Genomic DNA, 7,142 nt, shown 5'->3' on the forward strand with positions numbered 1-7,142 from the left:
TTTTCATTGGATCGTCATACCAGCTTCTCCACGCGGGCCGGCAGCCCCTGACGGGCCGACGAGCCGATGGCCCAGTCCACCAGGGGGTAGCGGCCATGGCGGCTGGGATCCAGCACCGCCAGATCGTTCAGATTGACCCCGGCTCCGCGCAGCGGATTGGCGACCACTTTCTGGCCGTCTATCCAGTGTTCCCGCGCCCCCAGCTCCTTGTGGCCGAAACCGTGTTCGATGGCGATGGCATCGGCCTGCACCCCGGCCACGCACTCGGCCACCCCGATCACGCAGCCATCCGGGGTGCTGACCCGCACCCTGTCCCCGCTCTCTATCCCCAGCTGAGCCGCCGTCTGCGCATTGAGCCGCACCCGGTTGCTGGGGTTCACCTGGCGCAGACGATCCGAGCCGATGCTCATGGAGCTCATGGTGTGGGACTTGTAGCTAGTGAGGAGCAGCGGCCACTGTGCCGGCTTGAACGCCTCATTGAGCGGCGTGCCGTCCGCCAACTGGGGGCGGAAGAAGCGCGGGGTGCCACTCAAGTATTGCCCGCTCTGGCTGTGACGGCGGCTGCCCACCTCGGGGTTCCACACCATCAGCGGCTTGGGCCAGCGCTTGCTTGGCTGACCGGCTTCATCGCGCCCCCTGGCCGCCGGTTCGAAGCGCCCGCCGCGAGCGAAGAGATAGGCGGCGCGGCCCGCCTCCTCCGGGCTCAAAGTGGCATTCAGCACTGGCAGGATCCGCTCCACCCCGGACCAGGCGAGATCCTCAGGCTCTATGGCAGGCACCGGCTCGCCGAGATAGGCCACGTTGGCCGCGCCGTAGAGGGAGAAGTCCGCCGCCTTGTGCAGGGCATGCAGCTTGCCGTCCGCCCCTTTGAGCGCCCCCTCGCCAAAGCCCGGCAACCCCAACCGTTTGGCCACCGCGATAAAGAAGGACTCCATGCAGACCGGATCTCCCTCGGCCGTCTTGGCGACTCTTGGCTCCACGATGGGCCAGCGACCGGTAGAGACCTTGGTCAGCACCCCGTGCCAGGCAGTGGCCCAACCCCAGGACTCGTAGGTGAGGGTGTCCGGCACTATGTAGTCCGACAGCGCCGACGACTCGTTGATGAAGCTGTCGATGCTGACAATGAGCGGCAGCACGGCAGGGTCTTTGAGCTGCTCACCGATGGCCTTGGCGAGCCCGGCCTGACCGTAGAGGGGGTTGCCCATGTGATTGATCCAGGCCTTGAGTCGGTAGGGGTAACCGTTCACCGCCGCGGTCAGGTGTTCGCCGAGCAGAGGGCCCGAGATCGGGAACCAGGGCTCTTGCGCCGGATAGGGGTTCTGGCCCGCCTCGCGCTTGCGCCGATACTCAGAGGTCTTCTCGTAAGGGAACTTGGAGCGCGACAGGAAGACCCCGACGGGCTTGACCATGCCGGGGAAGCTCGCCAGGTCGTAGCGCGGCCCCGCCCCGAAGGGATCGAACTTGCCGCCGCTCGCCACGGCACCGCCCCGGGCGTTCAAGTTCCCTACCATGACGTTGAGCATCATGATGGCCCAGGCCGAGTAGAAGCCGTTGGCGCTCATGGTGCCGCCGTGGGAGACCACCGCCGCCCGGGTGCCGTGGCTGGTGAACTCCTGCGCCAGCGCCTCGATGTCGGCCACCGGCACGGCGCACTCTGCGCTGTATTGCTCGAGAGAGTGCTCCCGGCACGCCTCGGCCAGCAGCTGGAAGCTGCTCTTGACCGTGAACTCCCCCTTGGGGCCCTGAATGGTGCGATCCACCCATAGGTTGGCTCGCTCACACTGGCCGGCGGGCCTCGGCTCGCCGCTGCCCGCCTCCTCTACCAGCATGGCGTCCCCCTCCCCATAGGCTTCCCCATCAAAGGGCAAGCCAAGATCGCTGGCCCGCAGCATCTGACCGAAGCGCGGGTGGGACTCGTCGCAGAGCACCAGGTGGTTGGCGTTGCAAAAACCGCGATAGCCGGCCCGCTCGGCAGCGGCGGCATTGGGTGCCGTCAGGAAGGGCTCGGCGTAGCGTTGGTTGTCGATGATCCAGCGCAGCATGGCCATGGCCAGCGCCGAGTCGGTGGCGGGCCGGATGGGCAGCCAGCGGTTGGTAGGGGCGGAGGGCATGTTCACCGTGTTGGGCAGGCTGGGGGCCACCACCACGTAGGAGAACGGCTTGCCCGGTCGCGCCCGGTTCGCCGCCAGCTGGCGTGACTGGCGCTTGAAGGGGTTGCCCGATTGCTGGGGCGAAGTGCCCATGAACAGCAGGAAGTCGCTCTCGTCCCAGTCCGGCTTGAGGTGGGCGTTCTTCTCCAGATCGTCCAGCAGGGCGCCGGCCCCGACCCGGAACGACAGGCCGCAGTAAGCGCCGTGGTTGGCGAAGTTGCGGGTGCCGAAGCTGTTGAAGGTGAAGCGCTTGATGAAGTGATCCCGCCCCTCGTCCGAGGCGTTGCTCACCAGCAGCTGGTTGGCCCTGGGGCCGTACTCCGGGTTGGCCGGGTCGAGCGGCTCGGCGAGGTTGCGAATGGCCCGCAGCCCCTCAACCTGGCCCTCGCCAAACAGATCCCCCCCCTCCACCACCTCGGCCACCAGCTGCTCAAAGGGGATGCTCTGCCAGCGACCGCTGCCACGGGACCCCACACGCTTGAGACAACGGGTGACTCGCTGCGGGCTGTCGAGCTGCTCGAGCATGGCGTTGCCCCGGGCGCAGGCGGTGGAGCGCCAGTCCAGCCCCCCGTCCTGGTAGCCACTAGTGGCGAGCAGCGCCTGTTTGACCGGGGTCTTGAAGTCGATGTGATGGCGGGCGGAGAGGGGGTGATAGGGATTGCCCAGGATCCGCACTATCTGGTCGCGCTCGTTGTCGATGCGAGCCCGCACTCCGCACAGGGTCCAGCAGCCGAGGCACATGGTGTTGGCAACCCGCTGGGCCGGGTTGGGGTGCAGCTCCCCCCGCTCGTCGACCCGGTACTCCACGGCCAGCGAGTTGCCATGGATGGGATCCCGGGTCGGCTTGCCCGAGCTGCCGGTGGCGAGACCGCTCGCCACCTGCTTGAGGGTATCGCTGTAACCGGCGACGAACAGCCCAGTGCCGCCAGCGATGGCGGCGCCCTTGAGAAACTTGCGTTTGCTGTGATCCATCAGAGTGCCTCGCGTGCAAAAGGAGTGGGTGCCTTGATGGCGGGGGAAACAGAGGGGCACACCAACTCCGAGAGGGCCACCAGCAGGGCCAGCAGCAGACCGAAGGTACCGAGAATGCCGAGCACACCGGCCGGTCCCCAGGCGATTTCATAGAGGTAGACGCCGGCCCCGTACTTGGGTGCGAGCTGCCCCTGAATCAGCACCAGCCAGCGCAGGCCCCACACCAGGTGCAGCCCCAGCAGCGCCAGCCCCCAGAGCGACAGGCGGGCAGAGATCCTTCGGTGCACCAGCATCAGCAGGCTGGCCAGCCCCAGGGTCAGCAACAGCCAGTGGGCCGCCAGCCGCCAGCTCGGGTCGAGCCGATAGAGGGCTGCGGCCTCTGCCGCCGAGGCACCGCCCAACAGGGCCCAGCCCAGCAGGGAGAGGGCCAGCAGGCCTAACGTCCAGCCGCTCTGGCGCAGCAAAGTCGACTCGGTCTGGCCACGCCAGCCCGCCAGCAAGCGGTTGAGCAGCAGCAGGGCACTCTGGGCCCCCAGCACGGCGCTCAGGGTCAGCAGCCAGGGCAACCAGGGGGTATGCCAGAGCGGGCGAGCCGCCACCGCCATGGTCTCGAGCCCGGTGTAGAGGGCGATGCTGAGCCCGCTCACGGCCGCCAGCAGGGAGAGTGGCCTCTGCCAGGGTACCCCCGACCAGCTTCCCAGGCAGAGCAGCCGGGCAAGGGGGGCTATCTTGTCCCCTTCTGCGCCGCGCCGGGCCAGGGCTGGCCTTAGCAGCAGCCAGCCGAGCAGCATGGAGAGCAGGCTGAACAGCGGCAGCAGATAGGCGCCATACCACATGACGGAGCCAAAGCGCGTCTGAGCGTAGAAGTGCCAGGCCCGGGCTGGCTGGTGCAGATCCGCGGTCAGGGCGATGGGGGCCACCAGACCAGCCGCCACCATCAGCACCGCCGCCAGGGTCTGCAACCGCGGATCCGGTGCCTTGCGCCACAGATCAAACGCGCCGAGCCAGAGGGCCCCGTAGGCGAGGCCGATCAGAAAGAAATATTGCACCGCCCAAGGCAGCCAGGTGATGGGCTGAGCCGGGGCCAGCAGTTCGTTAATGACCATGGGCTATCTCCTTGCCATCGTCGGTGAGCAGGGTGCGCAGGGCCGGGTTGCCATCGACCTTGCTGACGAAGGCCTCGTCCATGCCGAGATAAAAGACCCGCGGCTGGGTATTGGCCTCCGGCTTGAGCACCTTGAGCGCCGGCTCGTGTTCGCGCAGCAGCCGGCTGATCCGGCTCTTGGGGTCGTTCAAATCGCCTATGATGCGCGCCTCGCCGACACAGCTCTCCACGCAGGCGGGCAAGAGCCCCGCCTCCAGCCGATGGGCGCAAAAGGTGCACTTGTCGGCGGTGTTGGTCTCGTGGTTGATGAAGCGGGCGTCGTAGGGGCAGGCCTGCACGCAGTAGCCGCAGCCGACGCACCAGTCGTTGTTGACCACGACGATGCCGTCATCGCGCTGGAAGGTGGCGCCGGTGGGGCAGACATCGAGGCAGGCGGGCTCGGCGCAGTGGTTGCACAGCCTCGGCAACATCAAGAGAGAGGCGGGAGCCTCGAGGGCGGCCACGTCGCTCACCTCGTACTGGCTCACCGTGGTGCGAAACTGGCCGAGGGGAGGCTGATTTTCGATGGTGCAGGCCACGGTGCAGGCCTGACAGCCGACGCAGCGGCGCAGGTCGATCAGCATGCCGTAACGCTTGCGCCCGTCCCCCCGGCTGATGGCCGCTCGCCCGTTGCGGGGAGCGGGAACGGACTGCGCCTGGACTTGGGTGACGGGGATCAGGGCCGCCCCTGCGGTGAGGGCGGCGATCCCGGATAACAATCGGCGCTTGCTGGGCTCCATGGCGTCTTTCCTTCTGCTGAGCTGGCTTGAAAGGGGTTGGGCCGATTGTCCTCAACGCAGGAAGTCGCCTCTATTGTGGTTTTCCACATACCGGGAGCCGGGTTGATCCAGCGCAATAAAACCGGCCCCATAACCACCAAACTGTGACCAAAGCCCCATTCGCTGCCCCATCACGGCGTCAAGGCGACCCAGCACATCGCCCCGGTGATAGACTGCCCCCTTTGCACCAAGAGGAGAGCCCCCTGCACGTCCCAGTTCCCTTGCCCCTGCTCAGCCTGCTGCTCTGGCTCGCGCTGTCAGCCCTGCCGCTGCGGGTGCAGGCCGCCCCGACCCCCTCTTCGCCAGCGCCGGCCCGACAGGAATCCGCGTCATCCCAGGCCACGCCGGTGCAGACCTTGGCCGAGCCGATACGCATCGGCGTGCTGGCAACCCGCGGCCCGGCCCTGGCTAGAGCCCAGTGGCAACCGCTGCTGCGCTGGCTGGCGCAGCGCGTCCCCGCCCATCGCTTCGTGCTGCATCCGCTGGGGCTCGATGAACTGGCCGAGGCCGTCGCCCTCGAGCACCTCGATTTCGTCATCACCAACCCGGGCCAGTCGGTGAGTCTGGCGCGCCAGTACCCGCTGGCCTGGCTCGCCACCCTCAAGAGTCCGGCCGAGGGGGACAACCTCGCTATCGGCGCCGCCCTGGTGGTGCCTGCCCAGGCCCCCTACCGACACTGGCGTGACCTCGAGGGGCAAGCGGTCGCCGCCGTCTCGGAGAACGCCTTCGGCGGCTACCTCGCCTATCGTTTCGAGGCGGGCGAACAGGGAGTTCGGCTGGAGCACTTCTTCTCCACCGTGCAGTTCACCGGCTTTCCACTGGACCGGCTCATCGAGCGGCTGGCGGCAGGGGAGGTGGCTGCCGCCATCGTGCCGGTGTGCCAGCTCGAGCGCATGGAGCGGGAAGGCAAGGTCGCCAGGGGGGCGTTTCGGGTGCTGGACGATCAGGCGCCGGCCGGCTTTGGTTGTCAGAGCTCAACCCGGCTCTACCCCAACTGGTCCTTCGCCAAGACAGAGCGGGCCTCCCCCGCCCTGGCGCTGGCGGTGACCCGTGCGCTGTTCGACCTGCCCGCTGATAGCGAGGCGGCCATCGCCGCCGATTCGGCGGGCTGGACCGTCCCCACCAGCGAGCTCGCCATCGACCGCCTGCTCAAGGCGCTGGATCGCCACCCGCTGCAGGGCCCCTGGTGGCAAGCGGCCTGGCACTGGCTGCGCCAGCATCAGCAGTGGGGCTGGGGCGCCCTGGCGCTGGTACTGCTGCTGGGGGGTCACCACCTGCTGCTGCAACGTCTGTTCAACCGCAGCCAGCGCCGGCTGCTCAAAGCCCGCCACCAGCTCGAGCAGAAGGGACACCAGCTGGCACAAGCCAGACGGCTCGCCGAACTGGGCGAGCTGGGCGCCAACGTGGCCCACGAGATCAACCAGCCCCTCAGCGCCATCGCCAACTACAGCCAGGGAGCCTTGTTGCGACTGGACAGATTGGCACAAGACCCCACTCAGGCTGCCGCCCAGGCCTCCCTGCGTCAGGCCCTGGAGCAGATAGGGCTCCAGGTCCAGCGCATCACCCAGACCGTCAACCGGCTCAGGGCCAGGCTGCAAAAGCGCCCTCCCCGCTTCGAGCCTTGCGACCTGCCCACCCTGATGGCGGAGCTGCGCCCCCTGCTGGAGCAGATGCTGGCGCCGCTCGACGTCACCTTCACCCTGCACTGGCGGGGCCAGCCGCGCCGGCTGCCTCTGGACGGCACCGGGATGGAGCAGTTGCTGGTCAACCTCATCAAGAATGGCGCCGAGAGTGCTGCGAAGAGGGCGCGCGCCGCTGTTCACTCTCCTGCTCCCCCTCCTACGCAAGCACCGGCACAGGAGCCTGCCCGGGTCGATCTGTTGATCGCCTTCGAGGCGCAGAGGCTGCTGCTGGAGATCCGCGACAACGGCGCTGGCCTGAGGGTTCCCGCGACCGAACTGCAGCAGGCGTTTTACAGCGACAAGCCGGATGGCATGGGGCTGGGGCTGGCCATCTGCCGGGAGGTGGTCGAGAGCCATCGCGGCCAGTTCAGCCTGGAGAACCTGAGCCCCCACGGCTGTCTGGCCCGGGTCATTC

At 67.8% G+C, this 7,142-nt stretch carries 4 protein-coding genes; 1 reads left to right on the forward strand and 3 read right to left on the reverse strand.

The window, feature by feature from the left end; genetic code table 11:
• Positions 1-14 precede the first annotated feature (14 nt).
• Genes BN1127_RS08510 through dsrO form a run of 3 tightly spaced genes read right to left on the reverse strand, consistent with a single transcriptional unit; the run spans position 15 to position 5,006 of the window.
• A complete protein-coding gene (locus tag BN1127_RS08510; protein ID WP_042649142.1) occupies positions 15-3,122 on the reverse strand; it encodes a tetrathionate reductase subunit A in 3,108 nt (1,035 codons plus the stop codon).
• Positions 3,122-4,228 (reverse strand): NrfD/PsrC family molybdoenzyme membrane anchor subunit, encoded by a 1,107-nt coding sequence (gene nrfD / locus BN1127_RS08515; protein WP_042649143.1) that lies wholly within the window; start codon positions 4,226-4,228, stop codon positions 3,122-3,124. The genes BN1127_RS08510 and nrfD overlap by 1 nt, the downstream gene beginning before the upstream one ends.
• Entirely contained in the window at positions 4,218-5,006 is a 789-nt protein-coding gene (gene dsrO / locus BN1127_RS08520) for a sulfate reduction electron transfer complex DsrMKJOP subunit DsrO (protein ID WP_042649144.1), read from the reverse strand. The genes nrfD and dsrO overlap by 11 nt, the downstream gene beginning before the upstream one ends.
• A 260-nt stretch (positions 5,007-5,266) precedes the next feature.
• Between dsrO and BN1127_RS08525 the strand changes: the two genes are divergently transcribed.
• The coding region (locus BN1127_RS08525; protein ID WP_042649145.1) for a sensor histidine kinase at positions 5,267-7,142 on the forward strand (1,876 nt) is incomplete at its 3' end.

The sequence above is a fragment of the Aeromonas media genome, assembly GCF_000819985.1.
GTDB classification, from domain to species: domain Bacteria; phylum Pseudomonadota; class Gammaproteobacteria; order Enterobacterales; family Aeromonadaceae; genus Aeromonas; species Aeromonas media.

Excerpts from the sequence above, each read along its gene's own strand:
- BN1127_RS08510 (WP_042649142.1), bottom strand. The coding sequence starts at position 3,122 with ATGGATCACAGCAAACGCAAGTTTCTCAAGGGCGCCGCCATCGCTGGC.
- dsrO (WP_042649144.1), bottom strand. The coding sequence starts at position 5,006 with ATGGAGCCCAGCAAGCGCCGATTGTTATCCGGGATCGCCGCCCTCACC.
- nrfD (WP_042649143.1), bottom strand. The coding sequence starts at position 4,228 with ATGGTCATTAACGAACTGCTGGCCCCGGCTCAGCCCATCACCTGGCTG.